We start from the raw sequence: 15148 nt of genomic DNA, 5'->3' as shown, positions 1-15148 counted from the left end.
GCGGGCGCCGCTCGGCCGTACGGGTGACGTGCTCATTCGCGTGCACGCGCGCGTGACGGCACGGATGCGCCCAGCCGCGCGGGGCGGCTTCTCCCGGCAGTCCGATGCCCCTGTCGGAGCGGTCCGGGTGGGACCTGCCGGGAACAGCTTCAGAAGAGGCCGGTGGCGGCGAAGCGGAGGACCAGCTGGGGCGCTCCGGACAGGGCGACGCCGAGTACGCCGGTGAGGGCGAGGGCGGCCGTGAGGGGGGCCGGGACGCGGTGCCGGGCCGGTTCGCCCTCGGGGGCACGGAACAGCAGGGCCGTCCACTGCAGGTAGTAGAAGAGGGCGATCACCACGTTGACGGCCATGACGACGGCGAGCCAGCCCAGGCCCGCGTCGACGGCCGCCGAGAACACGGTGACCTTGGCGAACAGCCCGATGACGCCCGGCGGCAGCCCGGCCAGGCACAGCAGGAAGAACGCGAGCAGGAGCGCGGTGAGCGGATTGGTCGCGTACAGGCCCCGGTAGTCGCTGATCCGGTTCAGGGCCCGGCCGCGGCCCACCAGGGCGGCCACCGCGAACGCACCGAGGTTCACGGCCGCGTACATCAGGGCGTAGGCCACCGTGGAGCCGATCGCCTTCTGCGGGTCCTTCGCGTAGCCGGCGGCGGCGATCGGCACCAGCAGATAGCCGGCCTGGCCGACGGAGGACCAGGCGAGCAGCCGTACGGCGCTGTACGCGCGCGTGGCCTGCTGGCGCAGGGCGGCGGCGTTGCCGACGGTCATGGTGAGGGCGGCCAGGGCCGCGAGCGCGGGCCCCCAGACGTCGGCGTACGAGGGGAACGCGACGACGGTGACGAGAATCAGGCCGGAGAAGCCGACCGCCTTGCCGACCACTGACAGGTAGGCGGCGACAGGCAGCGGCGCGCCTACGTAGGTGTCGGGCACCCAGAAGTGGAAGGGGACTGCGGCCGTCTTGAAGGCGAAGCCGATCAGAGTGAGGACGACACCGACCTGGGCGAGGGTGTGCAGCTGGCCGTCGACGTGAGTCAGGCGCTGGGCCACCTGGGTGAGGTAGAGGGTGCCGGTGGAGGCGTACACGAAGCTGATGCCCATCAGGCTGACCGCGGTGGCCGTCACCGAGGACAGGAAGAACTTCAGGGCTGCCTCGGAGGACCGCTTGTCGCCGTGCCGGATACCGACGAGAGCGAAGGCGGGCAGGGAGGCGACCTCCAGGGCGACGATCAGGGTGGCCAGGTCGCGGGAGGCGGGCAGCAGCGCGGCGCCGGCCGCGGAGGACAGCAGCAGGAACCAGAACTCGCCCGGCGGGACGCGGCGCTCGTCGTCCTTGAGGTTCGTGACGGACAGCAGGGCGGCGAGCAGCGCGCCGCCGAGGACCAGGAACTGGATGACGAGCGTGAAGTGGTCGGCGGTGTAGCTGCACGCGCGCGTGGCGCCGTTCACGCAGAAGGTGCTGCGGTCGCCGTCCAGGAGGGGCAGGAGCAGCAGCGCGGCCGAGGCCAGTCCGGCGACCGAGGTCCAGCCCAGGACGTTCTTGCGGGCCTCGGGCAGGAACAGGTCGGCGACCAGGACGACGAGTCCCACCGCGGCGGCGATGGTCGGCGGGGCGACGGCGAGCCAGTCGACGGACTGGACGAGCGACTCGGCGACGGGCTGGGCGCTCATCGGGTGCCTCCTGCGAGGAGCTGATGCACGGCCGGGTCGGTCAGGCCGAGCAGCGCCCTCGGCCACAGTCCGGCGACGACGGTGAGGGCGACGAGCGGGGTCCAGGCGGCGAACTCGTAGCCGTGGACGTCGGCGAGCTTCGGCGCCTCCTGCTCCACGCCGCCCATGCAGACGCGGCGGACCACGATCAGCATGTACGCGGCCGTCAGCAGGGTGCCGAACGCGCCGATCGCCATGAAGGTGAGGAAGGCCGGCCGGCTGAGGTCGGCGGCGGGCTTGAACGCGCCGAACAGCGCCAGCATCTCGCCCCAGAACCCGGCGAGGCCCGGCAGGCCGAGCGAGGCGACGGCGGCGAAGGCCAGCAGCCCGCCGAGGCGGGGGGCCTTGCCGTAGAGCGCGGCGCCGGTCTCCTCGGCGAGAGTGTCGAGGTCGGTGCTGCCGGTGCGGTCCTTCAGAGCGCCGACCAGGAAGAACAGCAGGCCGGTGATGAGGCCGTGGGCGATGTTGGCGAACAGGGCGCCGTTGACGCCGGTCGGGGTCATCGTGGCGATGCCCAGCAGGACGAAGCCCATGTGGCCGACGGAGGAGTAGGCGATCAGCCGCTTGAGGTCGCCCTTGGCGCCGTGCCTGGCCAGGGCCAGACAGGCCAGGGATCCGTAGATGATCCCGACCACGGCGAACGCGGCGAGGTACGGCGCGAAGGTGTGGAAGCCGTGGGGCGCGATCGGCAGCAGAATCCGGACGAACCCGTATGTACCCATCTTGAGCAGGACACCGGCCAGCAGGACCGAGCCGACGGTCGGCGCGGCGGTGTGGGCGTCCGGCAGCCAGCTGTGCAGCGGCCACATCGGCGTCTTCACCGCAAGCCCGATGCCGATCGCCAGAACGGCGATGACCTGCACGGATGTGCTCAGCGACCGGCCGTTGTCAGTGGCGAGTGCCACCATGTCGAACGTGCCCGCCTTGATTCCGATCAGGAGCAGGCCGAGCAGCATGACGACGGAGCCGAGCAGCGTGAACAGGATGAACTTCCACGCGGCCCGGGTCCGGCCCTCGCCGCCCCAGCGGGCGATGAGGAAGTACATCGGGATGAGCACCATCTCGAACGCGAGGAAGAACAGCAGCAGGTCGAGGACGGCGAAGGTCGCGAGGGTGCCGGACTCGAGCAGGAGCAGTAGCGCGACGAACGCCTTCGGGGAGCCGCCGGCGGGTGGCTTGAAGTAGGAGTAGAGCGCGCAGAGGAACGTCAGCAGCGCGGTCAGGACCAGAAGGGGGAGGGAGATGCCGTCGATGCCGAGGTGGATCCGCACGTCGAGTGCGGGGATCCAGCTGATGTCGGTCGTGGCCTGCATCTTCGACGCATGGTGGTGGTCGAAGCCGAGCGCGAGGACGAGCGCGGCGACGAGGATCGCGCCGGTCACGGTCACACCGTGCCGCAGCACGGCCTGCTCGGGCGACTTCCCCTTCAGTCCGGGCGGGGCGGGCAGCAGAGCGGCGACGGCGCCGAGGAGCGGGCCGACGACGACGAACGCCAGAAGGAACTGCATCACGGACTCGTTGATATCGATCACGCCTGCTCACGCTCCCGAGGCGACGAGGACGACGGCGACCGCCAGGACGACGGTGCCGGCGAGCAGCGCGCTCACATAGGTCTGCACATTGCCGGTCTGCGCCCGCCGTACGGCGGCCCCGAGCAGCCGCGGCAGGGCGGCCGCGCCGCGTACGTAGGTGTCGACGACCGCGCTGTCGAGGAAGCGGACGAGACTCGCTCCGGCCTGGACCGGGCGGACGAACAGCGCCGCGTACACGGTGTCCAGGTGGAAGCCGGCGGCCGCGGGCCGGTGCAGCGGGCCGAGCAGCAGCCGGCCGGGGTCCGGCGCGTGGGCCAGGTCGCGGTAGGCCGGCCCGTGGTCGGCGAGGGCATGGGCCTCGACCAGGCTCGCATCGCCCTCCGGGTGAGCGGCGGCCTCGCCCTGGAGGCGCTCCCACTCGAAGGAGGGCGCGGGTGCTGCCGGGACCCGGGCGGCGAGCGCGTTGGTGCGCTGCCAGGCACCGTAGGTGAGCAGCCCGCCGACCAGGGCGAGGCCCGTGCCCAGGATGGAGGTGAGCAGTGTCGGGGTCAGGTCACGGCCGTCGAACCAGCTGGGCAGCGAGCGGTAGGCGAGCCCGCCGAAGGCGAGGGACGGCACGGCGAGCACCCAGAGCACCACGGTCATCGTCAGCGGCTGGCGGCCGTGGTCGGGGGCCTCGGCGCCCCGGCCGCGGAAGGCCAGCAGCCACAGCCGGGTCGCGTAGGCGGCCGTGAGCAGGGCGGCGAGCAGGCCGGCGACGAGGACGATCCAGCCGGCGGCGCCGGGTGCGCGGTCGGTGCTCCCGGTGGCGACGTGCTCGGCGGCGCCGAGGACGGACTCCTTGGAGAAGAAGCCGCTGAACGGCGGGATCGCGGCGAGCGCGAGGAGTGCCACGGTCATCGTCCAGTACGCGTCCGGGACCCGGTCGCGCAGGCCGTGCATGCGGGACATCGCGGCCAGTGAGTTGGTGCCGGCGGCGTGGATGATCACGCCGGCTGCGAGGAACAGCAGCGCCTTGAAGGCGCCGTGCGACAGGAGGTGGAAGACGGCGGCTCCGCGGTCGCCGACGGCGAGGCCACCGGTCATGTAGCCGAGCTGGCCGATCGTCGAGTAGGCGAGGACGCGCTTGATGTCGTCCTGGGCGAGTGCGGCGAGACCGGAGCCCGTCATGGTCACGGCGGCCATCACGGCGAGGACCACCATCGCGGCCGAGGAGGCCTCGAAGACGGGAAGGAGACGGGCGATGAAGTAGACACCGGCGGCGACCATCGTCGCGGCGTGGATCAGCGCCGAGACGGGCGTCGGGCCCGCCATCGCGTCCGGGAGCCAGGTGTGCAGCGGGAACTGCGCCGACTTGCCCGCGACGCCCGCGAGCAGCAGCAGGGCGATCAGCGTCGGGTGGTGCAGGTGTCCGCTCGACACGGCACCGAGGACGCGGGTGATGCGGAACGACCCGGCGTCGGTGGCCAGCGCGAACAGTCCGATGAGGAACGGCACGTCGCCGAGCTTGGTGACCAGGAAGGCCTTCAGGGAGGCGGCGCGGGCCTCGGGGGTCTCCCAGTAGTGGCCGACCAGGAAGTAGGAGCAGATGCCCATGACTTCCCAGCCGACCAGCAGCACGATCAGGTCGCCGGAGTAGACGACCAGGAGCATCGCGGAGGTGAACAGGGAGACGAGAGCGGCGTACGAGGGGTAGCGCGGGTCGTCGCGCAGATAGCCCGTCGAGTAGATCTGCACGCAGGCCGCGACGAACGCGACCAGGATCGCGACGAGCGCGGCGAAGCCGTCGATGTGCAGTGCCAGCTCGATCGGGACGGAGCCGGTGGGCGTCAGTTCGGTGTGGGCGTCGACGGCCTGGTCGCCGCCCTGGCGTACGGCGACCAGCGCGGCCAGGACGAGCGAGGCGAGCGGCGGCAGCACGGCGAGCGGACGGACGAAGCCGGGCGCGGTGCGGCCGAGCAGCAGTCCGGCCGCGGCGCCCAGGAACGGCAGGAGGGGGACGAGGACGGCGAGGGTGGTCGTGGTCACGCGGTGGCCTCAGCCTTCTCGGCCGCGGAGGAGCCGGGGCCCTCGGTGCCGGGGCCGCGGGTCTCGGGGCCTTCGGCGGTGTCGCGGAGCTTGTCGATGTCGGAGGTGCCGCGGTTGCGGTAGACGGCGAGCACGATCGCGAGGCCGATGCCGATCTCGGCGGCGGCGATGGCGATGGTGAACAGGGTCAGCGCCTGGCCGGAGTGCAGGGTCTCCCGGGCGGCCCGGCTGAGCCAGACGTCGAAGGCGACCAGGTTGAGGTTGACGGCGTTGAGCATCAGCTCGACCGACATGAGGACCAGGATGGCGTTGCGGCGGGCGAGGACGCCGTACAGGCCGGTGCAGAAGAGGAGGGCGGAGAGTACGGCCGGGTAGGCGAGGTGCATCAGCGGGCGCCTTCCTGCTCGACCGGGTGAATTCCGGAATCCGTGACGGACGGGGAACTCTCGGTGACCGCCCGGGAGTTCACAGGGGGAGGGCTCGACTCCGACTCCGCCTTCGCCTTGCGGGACAGGACGATCGCGCCGACCAGGGCCGCGAGGAGAAGCACGGACAGGGCCTCAAAAGGCAGCACCCAGTGCCGGAACAGGCTCTCGCCGGTGACCCGGGTGGAGCCGGCGGCCGGGCCGTTCAGATCGATCCAGGTGGTGCGGAAGGCGTCGACGACCACCCACACAAGGGCGACGGCGGCGGCGACCGCGACGGTCAGGGCGGCCCAGCGGTTGCCGGAGTCGGCGTCCGGGGAGCGGCCGATGGGCGCCCTGGTGAGCATCAGACCGAACAGAAGGAGGACGACGACGGAACCGACGTAGATGAGGACCTGCACCCAGGCGATGAACTCGGCGGTGAGGAGGAGGTACTCGACGGCGAGGCCACCGAGCGCGACCACCAGCCACAGGGCGGCGTGCACCAGCTGGCGGGTGGTGACGGTGACCAGCGCGGCGCCGAAGGTGACCAGGCCGACCAGCAGGAAGGCGATCTCGACACCGGTCGGAGACAGGAAGCCGTGCTGGGCCGCGGCGAGGTTCAGGGGCATCTCGGGCGAGGCGAGTCTCATGAGCCGCCCTCCTCCGGCTCGGCCTGCGCGGCCGCCAGCTTCTCGGCGGTCTTGCGGGCGGCGGCGATCTCCTTGGGCTCCTCGGCGGCGGGGTCCAGGGCGGGCGGCGCCGGCACGGTCCACATCCACTCGCGGAGCTTGTCCCGCTCATGGGTGAGCTCGCGGATGTCGGTCTCGGCGTACTCGAACTCCGGGGACCAGAACAACGCGTCGAAAGGACAGACCTCGATGCAGATACCGCAGTACATGCACAGGGAGAAGTCGATGGCGAACCGGTCGAGGACGTTACGGCTGCGCTCACGGCCACCGGGGGCGGCCGGCGGGACGGTCTCCTTGTGGGAGTCGATGTAGATGCACCAGTCCGGGCACTCACGGGCGCAGAGCATGCAGACCGTGCAGTTCTCCTCGAACAGGCCGATCACCCCGCGGGTGCGGGGCGGCAGTGCGGGCTGGGCTTCCGGGTACTGCTCGGTGACCGACTTCCTGGTCATCGTGCGCAGGGTGACGGCCAGGCCCTTGGCGAGGCCACTGCCGGGAATGGGGGCCATGGTTAGCTGATCACCACCTTGACGATGCCGGTGAGGGCGATCTGGGCGAGGGAGAGGGGGACGAGGAGGGTCCAGGAGAGCTTCTGGAGCTGGTCCTCGCGCAGCCGCGGGTAGGTGACGCGGAGCCAGATGACGAGGAAGGCGAGGATCGCGGCCTTCAGCAGGGTCCAGACCCAGCCGAGGCCGTCGGCGCCCCAGGGTCCGTGCCAGCCGCCCAGGAAGAGGACGGTGGTCAGACCGCACAGAACGACGATGCCGGCGTACTCGGCGAGGAGGAAGAGTGCGAAACGCAGGCCCGTGTACTCGGTGTACGCGCCGAAGATGATCTCCGAGTCGGCGACGGGCATGTCGAACGGCGGGCGCTGCAGTTCGGCGAGCCCGGCGACGAAGAAGACGACCGCGCCGACGATCTGCCAGGGCACCCACCACCAGTGGAAGGCGTGCAGGATGCCGGGCAGCGAGACCGTTCCGGCGGCCATGGCGACCGAGGCCGCGGCGAGCAGCATCGGGAGTTCGTAGGCGAGCAGCTGGGCTGCCGTGCGCAGGCCGCCGAGCAGGGAGAACTTGTTCGCGCTGGCCCAGCCGGCCATGAGTGAGCCCAGCACGCCGACGCCCATCACCGCGAGCACGAAGAACACGCCCGCGTCGAGGACCTGGCCGACGGCACCCTCGCTCGGGCCGATCGGGATGGCGAGCAGGACGAGGAGGTACGGCAGCAGGGCGACGGCGGGGGCGAGCTGGAAGACGCGGCGGTCGGCGCCGGCCGGGACCACGTCCTCCTTCTGTGCGAACTTCACGCCGTCGGCGATCAGCTGGGCCCAGCCGTGGAAGCCGCCCGCGTACATCGGGCCGAGGCGGCCCTGCATATGAGCCATCACCTTGTGCTCGGTCTGGCCGACGATCAGCGGGAAGGTGAGGAAGACGACGAACACGACGAGGAGTCGCAGAGCGACGTCCAGCGCGTCGTTCACTGCGGGCCTCCTGTGGGGTCGTCGTCGGGGGTGTCGGAGGAGTCGGGAGCGGCCGGGCTCGTGGGGGCTTCGCCGGGAGCGGGAGCTTCGCCGCTGGCGGGAGCCTCACCGGTGACAGGGGCTTCGCCGGTCTGGCCGTCGGCGTCGGCGTCGGCATCCGTGGCGCGCTCGGCACCGGTGGCGGCCTGCTCGGGTTGTCGCACGGTCGGCTCGGCTTCGGCGGGCGTCCGCTCGGCCTCCGTCGGCGCGTCGAAAGCCGGGCGGGCGTGGTGCCACGGCGCGTCCGAGCTGCGCGGGGCGGTGCTCCGGCGGGCCGCGCTGTCCTGTCCGGCCGGTTCGGCAGGCTCGGCCGGAGCCTCTGCCGTCGGATCGGCCGGCGTAGGCGTCTGGCCCTGCGGCCGCTGCGAGGCCGAGCCGTCCGAGGCGCTGCGCGCGCGGCGCGGACCCGATGGTGCCGGGCCGGGCGGGTGCGCGGCGGGGCCTGTGGCTGCCGGGCCTTCCGCCGACTGTCCGGCGGCGTCCTCGCCCGGCGCCGCCGTCTGGCTCGCCGAGCCCTGGCTCGCGCTCCTCATCCGGCGCGGACGGACACCGGCACCGGCACCAGCACCAGCAGCGGCACCAGCAGCGGCACCCGCACTCGGAGCCTCCGCGGCGCCCTCTTCGGCCTGCGGCGCTGTCTGGCTCGCGGAGCCCTCCGCCGCCGTACGGGCCCGCCGTACGGGACGCTCGCCGGCCGCGCGGGCCGGGCGCTCGCCCGGCGCGCGTCCCGCCGTGCCCCGCGCCGGGCGGGTCGGTGCGGGCGGGAGCTGGCCCTTCAGGGGGCCCCACTCGTTGGGGTCGGGCACGCCCGGGGGCAGCATCTGCCGGCGCTTCGGGCCACCATGTGCCGCACCCGCCGCAGCCTCCCCCGGCTCCTTCGCGCCGGGCCAGGCCTTGGCGACGCGGGCGGCGAGGACGAAGTCCTTGCGCAGCGGGTGGCCCTCGAAGGTCTCGGGGAGCAGCAGGTGCGCCAGCGACGGGTGGCCTTCGAAGCGGACGCCGAACATCTCGTGGGTCTCGCGCTCGTGCCAGGCGGCGCCCGCGTAGACGCCGACGGCGGAGGGCAGTGTCGGCGCCTCGTGCGGGACGGTCGTGCGGACCAGGAGCCGGCGGACCGGGTGCAGGGCGACGACGTGGGCCGAGACGCGGAAACCCGTGCCCGGTTCGTCGACCGCGCTCAGCCAGTCGAAGTAGGTGCAGCCCAGGGTCGTACGGGCCGTCTCCAGGGCGGTGAGCCAGGCGGTGGGCGGTACGTCCACGGTCAGGAGGTCGTACGACTCCTCGGCCGTGGCGTCCGTGCCGAAGAGGTCCTCGGCCGGGGCGGGCAGCCAGCCGACGGTGCTCATCGGGTGTCCTCCTCGGCCGGGGTGTCCTCCTCGGCGGGTGGCGCCGGCGGCTTCACCAGGTCGCTGGTCAGCGCAGCCACCGACGGCCGGGCGTGGCCGTACCGCTCCTCCAGCGACTCCCGGGCGATCTTCTCCTGGAGCTTGAGGATGCCCTGGAGGAGTGCCTCGGGGCGCGGCGGACAGCCGGGGACGTACACGTCCACGGGGATGATCTGGTCGACACCCTTGGTGACGGAGTACGAGTCCCAGTAGGGGCCGCCGCAGTTGGAGCAGGCGCCGAAGGAGATGACGTACTTCGGCTCGGGCATCTGCTCGTACAGGCGCTTCACGGCCGGGGCCATCTTGTCCGTGACCGTGCCGGACACCACCATCAGGTCGGCCTGGCGGGGGCCCGGCGCGAACGGGATCACGCCGAGGCGGATGAAGTCGTGGCGGGCCATCGACGCGGCGATGAACTCGATCGCGCAGCAGGCGAGGCCGAAGTTGAAGACCCAGAGCGAGTAGCGGCGGCCCCAGTTCAGGATCACCTTCATCGGCTCGGGGGCCAGCCGGGCCAGGGTGCCCAGCCGCTTGGGCTCGGGCAGCGGCACGGGCCCTGGGACAGCCTCGGGGACGGAGGGGTTCACGTCCATGCCAGGACGCCCTTCTTGTATGCGTACAGCAGGCCGACGGCGAGGAAACCGAGGAAGACGAACATCTCCACCAGGGTGGTCGCGCCGTAGCCGGGGGCGGCGAAGACCGTCGCCCAGGGGAACAGGAAGATCGAGTCGACCGCGAAGATCACGTACAGGAAGGCGTAGACGTAGTAGCGGACCTGGGTGTGGGCCCAGCCCTCGCCGACCGGGTCGACACCGCACTCGTACGTCAGGAGTTTCTCGGGCGTCGGCACGATCGGGCGCAGCAGGCGGCCGGCGCCGAAGGCGACCGCGACGAACAGCACGCCGACGACGGCGAGCAGGCCCACCACCGAGTACGACCGGAAATAGCCGGCCGCGATGACGTGCGCCGTGGCGGCCGTCGAGTCCCCCAACGTCTCCCGCACCGTCCGACCTCGCTCCCTGACCTCGTGGACCTCGTGACACCGGTGAATTCTGTGATGCACCGTGATCTGTGATGCACCATGATTCGACGATCTGTACGCACGGGAGTCTAGGCCCTGATAAAGAACCGGTAAGCAGCCCGTCACGGCGTGAGACGGGTGAGGAGGCCGGGGGTGGGGTTTTCCCCCGTCGGCGGAGGGCGGCATACCGCATGGCGCGGAGGGCGCCCGGCACGGCAGGCTGACCGGTATGACCGCTACCAGCAGCTCCGCCCCGGACCGGGGCGACGGCACCGACCGGCCGCCGCCGATCCGGCCGGTGTACGACGCGCACACGTGGAAGGAGGTCCTGCATCTCCTGCTGAACCTGCCGGTGTCGGTGTTCGGCTTCGTCTACGCGATCGCCGCGGTGGCCGTCGGCGGAGCCCTGACGATCACGGTCATCGGTCTCCCGCTGCTCACACTCGGTCTGCTGGGCGCCCGTCAGCTGGGCAAGCTGGAGCGGGCCCGCGCCCGGTGGCTGCTCGGGGTGCAGGTGGAGGAGCCGACACCGCTGCCGCTCGCGAGGACCGACGGGCTGACGCTGCGGCTGTGGATGGCGCTGAAGGACCCGGTGGGCTGGCGGACGCTGCTGTACGACGTCATCCGGCTGCCCTGGGGCGTCCTCACCTTCGCCGCGGTGCTGGTCTCGCTGTTCGTGCTGTGGCCGGTGCTGCCGTATCTGGCGCGGGGCCTCGCGAACGTGGACCGCTTCTTGGTGCGGGGGCTGCTGTCGCCCTCGGACGAGCTGGAACGCCGTATCGCCGAGCTGGAGTCGGACCGGGGGGTCGTGGTCGACACGGCCGCGGCCGACCTGCGGCGCATCGAGCGGGACCTGCACGACGGGGCGCAGGCCCGGCTGGTCAACCTCGCCATGGGGCTCGGTCTGGCCAAGGAGAAGCTGCTGGAGGACCCCGACGCGGCGGCCACGATGGTCGAGGAGGCGCACGGCGAGGTGAAGCTGGCCCTGCAGGAGCTGCGCGATCTGGCCCGCGGCATCCATCCGGCCGTGCTCACGGACCGGGGCCTGGACGCGGCCCTGTCGTCGGTCGCCTCGCGCTGCACCGTCCCGGTGAAGGTCACCGTGGACCTGCCCGACCGCCCGGCCCCGGCCATCGAGGGCATCGCCTACTTCACCGTCTCCGAGCTGCTGCAGAACATCAGCAAGCACAGCCGGGCCCGCTCCGCGTCGGTGGACGTGTGGCGCACCGAGGACCGGCTGCTCATCCAGGTCCAGGACGACGGCCGGGGCGGCGCCCGGCTGGACGGTGGCACCGGTATGCGGGGCCTGGCGGACCGCCTGGGCGCGGTGGACGGCCTCTTCGTCCTCGACTCACCGTCCGGCGGCCCGACGGTCATCACAGCCGAACTGCCCTGGCGCGACCGGACCGCATAGCTATCAAGAGCGGAACCAACAGCGGAACCAAGAGAAGCCGGCGGAACCGAGAACCGGCCGAACCGCCGGAGGCCAAGGTGGGGAAAACCCCCGCCCCAAGACGCCGACGGACTCCATGGCCCGGCGCGCCGCGGGACACGACTCTGGACATACGGCTGAAGAGCCACTCGGACGACGAGAAACGGGACGAGGACGATGGCCACGGAGTACGGACACGAGTACGGATACGGACGGGGGGACGGCGGCTCCGCCGCCGGCCATCGGCTGCCCGCCGCGCTGCGGGCGCCGTTCGAGGCGCGCAGCTGGCGCGAGTTCGGCTATGTCCTGCTGAGCCTGCCGCTCGCCCTCGTGCTGTTCGTCTGGACGGTGACCATGGTGGCGCTCGGCGCCGGCCTGCTGGTGACCTTCATCGGAGTCCCGGTGCTCGCGGCGGCGCTCGCCGGCTGCCGGGGCTTCGCGGCCCTGGAGCGGGCACGCGCGCGTGGCCTGCTGCGGCTGGACGTGGCCGAGCCGGAGCCGTTGCGGATGCGCGGGCCGGGCGCGCTGGCCTGGATCGGCGCGGTGCTCAAGAGCGGCACCTCCTGGCGGAACATGCTGTACGCGCTGGTGCAGTTCCCCTGGGCGGTGTTCTCGTTCGTGGTGACGGTGAGCCTGTGGACGACCGGCTGGACGCTGCTGAGCTACCCGCTGTGGTTCTGGGTCTTCCCGGCGTACGCCGGCCAGGGCGGGCTGCAGCTGTACGGCGACGAGCACCACAGTGTCTATCTGGACAACCCGTTCGAGATCACCGTGACCGCGCTGGTCGGGCTGCTGTTCACGCTGGTCACGCCGTGGATCGTACGGGCCCTGACGACGGTCGACGGGCTGCTGGTCCGGGGACTTCTGGGGCCGTCGCCGCTGTCGGCGCGGGTGGTGGAGCTGGAGTCGGACCGGGGGGTCGTGGTCGACACGGCCGCGGCCGACCTGCGGCGCATCGAGCGGGACCTGCACGACGGGGCGCAGGCCCGGCTGGTCAACCTCGCCATGGATCTGGGGCTGGCGAAGGAGAAGCTCCGGGAGGATCCGCGGGCGGCGGCGCGGATGGTGGACGAGGCGCACGGCGAGGTGAAGACGGCCCTGCAGGAGCTGCGGGACCTCGCCCGCGGCATCCATCCGGCCGTGCTGACCGACCGGGGCCTGGACGCGGCACTGTCCGCGGTCGCCTCCCGCTGCACGGTCCCGGTGCGGGTCGAGGTCGACCTGCCGGCCCGCCCCGCCCCGGCCATCGAGGGCATCGCCTACTTCACCGTCTCCGAACTGCTGCAGAACATCAGCAAGCACAGCCGGGCCCGCTCCGCGTCGGTGGACGTGTGGCACACCGAGGACCGGCTGATGCTGCAGGTGACCGACGACGGGGTGGGCGGCGCTGACGCCTCCCGCGGCTCGGGCCTGGCCGGCCTCGCCGGACGCCTGGGCGCGGTGGACGGCGTCCTCGTGGTGGACTCCCCCACGGGCGGCCCCACCCGGGTGATCGCGGAGCTGCCCTGGCGGGCCTGACGACAGCGGGAACGGCCGTCCCGCTGCCGGGAGGCCTGGGGAGCCCCGGTCAGCCCTCCCCAGGGCTCCCCTGCCCGTACTCCCTACGACTCACCGGCCCAGCCCCCTCCTACGGCCCTCTACGGCCCCCTGCCGCCCCGGGGCAATTCCCTGGTGGTGCGGCGGACCGGGGCGATTGCTGGAATGCTTGACCTCTGTACGGACGACAGCTCTGTACGGACGACAACCGCCGGACGTGGTCGAGGGGCGGGATCGGGCTTGGGGGGCCAGGAGATCGTGGAGGACAGGGTGCGGGTGGTCATCGCCGAGGATTCAGTGCTGCTCAGGGAGGGCCTGACCCGGCTGTTGACGGACCGCGGGCACGATGTCGTGGCCGGGGTGGGGGACGCCGAGGCGCTGGTGAAGACCGTCGCCGACCTGGAGGCGCAGGGCGCTCTGCCCGACGTGGTGGTGGCGGACGTGCGGATGCCACCGACACACACCGACGAGGGCGTACGGGCGGCCGTACGGCTGCGGAAGACGCACCCGGGGCTCGGGGTACTGGTGCTGTCGCAGTACGTGGAGGAGCGCTACGCCACCGAGCTGCTGGCCGGCTCCAGCCGGGGTGTGGGCTATCTGCTCAAGGACCGGGTCGCCGAGGTGCGCGAGTTCGTGGACGCGGTGGTGCGGGTGGCCGAGGGCGGTACGGCACTGGACCCCGAGGTGGTCGCACAGCTGCTCGGCCGCAGCCGCAAGCAGGACGTGCTCACGGGGCTGACCCCGCGCGAACGCGAGGTGCTGGGGCTGATGGCCGAGGGACGGACGAACTCGGCGATCGCCCGGCAGCTGGTGGTCAGCGACGGGGCCGTGGAGAAGCACGTCAGCAACATCTTCCTGAAGCTCGGCCTGGCCCCGAGTGACGGGGATCACCGGCGGGTTCTGGCCGTACTGACCTATCTGAACTCCTAGCGGACTGACACCGTGTCAGCTAGATGTCAGCCCGTCCGGCTTCCATGGGGGCAGGCCACCCGGACGGGTGAGCGGCGCAGAGAAACCGGGAGCCGTGCGGCGAGCGTCCTCGGGTCAGGCACGAGGGGGGAGAAAACGTGCGAAGTCAGCGCGGAACACCATGAGAAACCGCCGTGAGAGACCGTCCCGGACGCGCGAAAGAACCTCTCAGTAACGCGACAGGCCGTCTCAGAAAGCCGTCCATCATACGGATGGCCTCGGGAAGGCGACCCTAACCGACGTAGGGTTGATCCTGGGATGGTCCGTGGGACGACCACGCCCGGACAGCCGCCTCGAAGGAGGTCCAGTTCAGTGACCAGCCAGGTCAGCAGCCCAGCGGAGCAGGCCGACGGAGCCGTCGTCGGGGAGCAGCGCACATCGGGCGGCGCGAAGGACGTGCGGCGCCTGGACCGGGTGATCATCCGGTTCGCGGGGGACTCGGGTGACGGTATGCAGCTCACCGGTGACCGTTTCACCTCGGAGACCGCCTCTTTCGGCAACGATCTCTCGACGCTCCCCAACTTTCCCGCCGAGATCCGTGCCCCTGCCGGCACCCTGCCCGGTGTCTCCAGTTTCCAGCTCCACTTCGCCGATCACGACATCCTCACCCCCGGCGACGCGCCGAACGTGCTCGTGGCCATGAATCCGGCCGCGCTGAAGGCGAACATCGGCGATCTGCCGCGCGGTGCCGAGATCATCGTCAACACGGACGAGTTCACCAAGCGCGCGCTGCAGAAGGTCGGCTACGACGCCTCTCCGCTGGAGGACGGCTCGCTCGACGGCTACAACCTCCACCCGGTGCCGCTCACCTCGCTCACGCTGGAGGCGTTGAAGGAGTTCGCCCTGTCCCGCAAGGAGGCCGAGCGCAGTAAGAACATGTTTGCGTTGGGTTTGTTGTCGTGGATGTATCACCGGCCGACGGAG

General features: G+C 71.7%; 14 protein-coding genes. 4 read left to right on the top strand and 10 right to left on the bottom strand.

What is annotated here, in order from left to right:
• Positions 1–149: 149 nt before the first annotated feature.
• From IE277_RS36745 to IE277_RS36700, 10 genes are read right to left on the bottom strand one after another with little or no spacing between them, the layout of a single operon-like run.
• Positions 150–1667: an NADH-quinone oxidoreductase subunit N gene (locus tag IE277_RS36745; RefSeq protein WP_189958095.1), complete on the bottom strand. Its 1518-nt coding sequence runs from the start codon at positions 1665–1667 to the stop codon at positions 150–152.
• Complete coding sequence (locus IE277_RS36740; protein ID WP_189958094.1) at positions 1664–3238, bottom strand: NADH-quinone oxidoreductase subunit M; 1575 nt, start codon at positions 3236–3238, stop codon at positions 1664–1666. Before IE277_RS36740 ends, IE277_RS36745 begins: the two co-directional genes overlap by 4 nt.
• Positions 3239–3244: 6 nt before the next feature.
• Positions 3245–5266, bottom strand: a complete 2022-nt coding sequence (locus tag IE277_RS36735; RefSeq protein WP_189958093.1) for an NADH-quinone oxidoreductase subunit 5 family protein — start codon at positions 5264–5266, stop codon at positions 3245–3247.
• The gene (nuoK, locus tag IE277_RS36730; protein ID WP_189958092.1) at positions 5263–5652 is read right to left on the bottom strand and encodes an NADH-quinone oxidoreductase subunit NuoK; all 390 of its coding nucleotides are present in this window, start codon (positions 5650–5652) and stop codon (positions 5263–5265) included. Before nuoK ends, IE277_RS36735 begins: the two co-directional genes overlap by 4 nt.
• On the bottom strand, positions 5652–6323 hold the full coding sequence (locus tag IE277_RS36725) for an NADH-quinone oxidoreductase subunit J family protein (protein ID WP_229882235.1): 672 nt from the start codon (positions 6321–6323) through the stop codon (positions 5652–5654). The genes nuoK and IE277_RS36725 overlap by 1 nt, the downstream gene beginning before the upstream one ends.
• Positions 6320–6871 (bottom strand): NuoI/complex I 23 kDa subunit family protein, encoded by a 552-nt coding sequence (locus IE277_RS36720; RefSeq protein WP_189958091.1) that lies wholly within the window; start codon positions 6869–6871, stop codon positions 6320–6322. The genes IE277_RS36725 and IE277_RS36720 overlap by 4 nt, the downstream gene beginning before the upstream one ends.
• A gap of 2 nt (positions 6872–6873) precedes the next feature.
• Positions 6874–7842 (bottom strand): complex I subunit 1/NuoH family protein, encoded by a 969-nt coding sequence (locus IE277_RS36715; protein ID WP_189958090.1) that lies wholly within the window; start codon positions 7840–7842, stop codon positions 6874–6876.
• Positions 7839–9227, bottom strand: coding sequence for an NADH-quinone oxidoreductase subunit C (locus tag IE277_RS36710; protein WP_189958089.1), 1389 nt, complete (start codon positions 9225–9227; stop codon positions 7839–7841). Before IE277_RS36710 ends, IE277_RS36715 begins: the two co-directional genes overlap by 4 nt.
• Positions 9224–9859, bottom strand: coding sequence for an NADH-quinone oxidoreductase subunit B (locus tag IE277_RS36705; protein ID WP_189958088.1), 636 nt, complete (start codon positions 9857–9859; stop codon positions 9224–9226). Before IE277_RS36705 ends, IE277_RS36710 begins: the two co-directional genes overlap by 4 nt.
• On the bottom strand, positions 9850–10269 hold the full coding sequence (locus IE277_RS36700; protein ID WP_189958087.1) for an NADH-quinone oxidoreductase subunit A: 420 nt from the start codon (positions 10267–10269) through the stop codon (positions 9850–9852). The genes IE277_RS36705 and IE277_RS36700 overlap by 10 nt, the downstream gene beginning before the upstream one ends.
• Before the next feature lie 247 nt (positions 10270–10516).
• On the opposite strand from IE277_RS36700, the gene IE277_RS36695 reads away from it, so the two are divergent.
• The 4 genes from IE277_RS36695 to IE277_RS36680 form a co-directional block, all read left to right on the top strand.
• Positions 10517–11701 carry a sensor histidine kinase gene (locus tag IE277_RS36695; RefSeq protein WP_189958086.1) on the top strand — a complete coding sequence of 395 codons (1185 nt, stop codon included), beginning with the start codon at positions 10517–10519 and terminating at the stop codon, positions 11699–11701.
• Positions 11702–11896: 195 nt separating this feature from the next.
• The gene (locus tag IE277_RS36690; RefSeq protein ID WP_189958085.1) at positions 11897–13237 is read left to right on the top strand and encodes a sensor histidine kinase; all 1341 of its coding nucleotides are present in this window, start codon (positions 11897–11899) and stop codon (positions 13235–13237) included.
• Between the two features lie 288 nt (positions 13238–13525).
• The gene (locus tag IE277_RS36685; protein ID WP_308433450.1) at positions 13526–14185 is read left to right on the top strand and encodes a LuxR C-terminal-related transcriptional regulator; all 660 of its coding nucleotides are present in this window, start codon (positions 13526–13528) and stop codon (positions 14183–14185) included.
• Between the two features lie 351 nt (positions 14186–14536).
• Positions 14537–15148, top strand: a 612-nt coding sequence (locus IE277_RS36680) for a 2-oxoacid:ferredoxin oxidoreductase family protein (RefSeq protein WP_189958084.1), incomplete at its 3' end; no start/stop codon positions are given.

Origin of the sequence: Streptomyces alanosinicus (genome assembly GCF_014650595.1) — a bacterium.
Taxonomy (GTDB): Bacteria; Actinomycetota; Actinomycetes; order Streptomycetales; family Streptomycetaceae; genus Streptomyces; species Streptomyces alanosinicus.
The sequence above is the reverse complement of the archived record's forward strand: the minus strand, read 5'-3'. Positions and strand labels throughout refer to the sequence as shown.